Raw genomic sequence first — 786 nt, forward strand, 5'->3', positions numbered from 1 at the left:
GACCGTTTAACGCGATGAGCGTGTGCCCCGGCCCCACCGCCAGGGGCGGTCGTTTGTCCAGTGCACTCGGGCGGTGGCCGGGCCGTACGGCACTTCGGTGACCTGACGGCCGGGCCATCGCCCTGTCGGCCCCCGCCCCGGGTCCGCCCCAACGGCCCCCGGGGCACCATTGCGTGGGAACGTACGCACTCCTACGTTTCTCCCCATGCTCACCAAACAGCAAGCAGCCGAAGCAGTCCGTGGCGCCAAGGCCGAACTCGGCCTGACCTGGGCGCAGCTCGCCGAAGCGGTCGGCAGGCCGGTGGCCTGGACCACCGCCGCGCTGCTCGGCCAGCATCCGATGAGCACGGAGCAGGCGGAGGCCGCCGCGTCGCTCCTGGATCTCGGCGAGGACGTCGTACGGGCGTTCAGGCTCCAGCCCACCCGCGGCGCGCTCGACGCGGCCGTACCGGTCGATCCGACCGTCTACCGGCTCTACGAGGTCATCCAGGTCTACGGGCCGACCATCAAGGAGCTGATCCACGAGGAGTGCGGCGACGGCATCATGAGCGCCATCAACTTCCGGCTGGACGTGAAGCGCGTGCCCGACCCGGCGGGCGACCGGGTGGTCGTGACACTCGACGGGAAGTACCTCCCGTACCAGTGGTGAGCGGCACCCGGTGAAGAGAAGGAGGGGCCGGGGGCCGCCGGCGGGCGCCCGCCGCCGCCGCGGCCCCGCACAGAGACCCCCCCCCCCCGCCGCGGCGGGTTTTTTAATTAACAACAAACACATCTTAATAATATTTT

General features: G+C 69.8%; 1 protein-coding gene. It reads left to right on the plus strand.

The features are described 5' to 3' along the window. The first annotated feature begins 205 nt into the window (after positions 1-205). A complete protein-coding gene (gene cynS / locus ACFXPK_RS09485) occupies positions 206-649 on the plus strand; it encodes a cyanase (RefSeq protein ID WP_384997362.1) in 444 nt (147 codons plus the stop codon). The last annotated feature ends 137 nt before the right edge of the window (positions 650-786 follow it).

The organism is Streptomyces sp. NPDC059142 (assembly GCF_042755665.1).
In the GTDB taxonomy this organism is placed as follows: domain Bacteria; phylum Actinomycetota; class Actinomycetes; order Streptomycetales; family Streptomycetaceae; genus Streptomyces.

Excerpts from the sequence above, each read along its gene's own strand:
- cynS (WP_384997362.1), top strand. The coding sequence starts at position 206 with ATGCTCACCAAACAGCAAGCAGCCGAAGCAGTCCGTGGCGCCAAGGCC.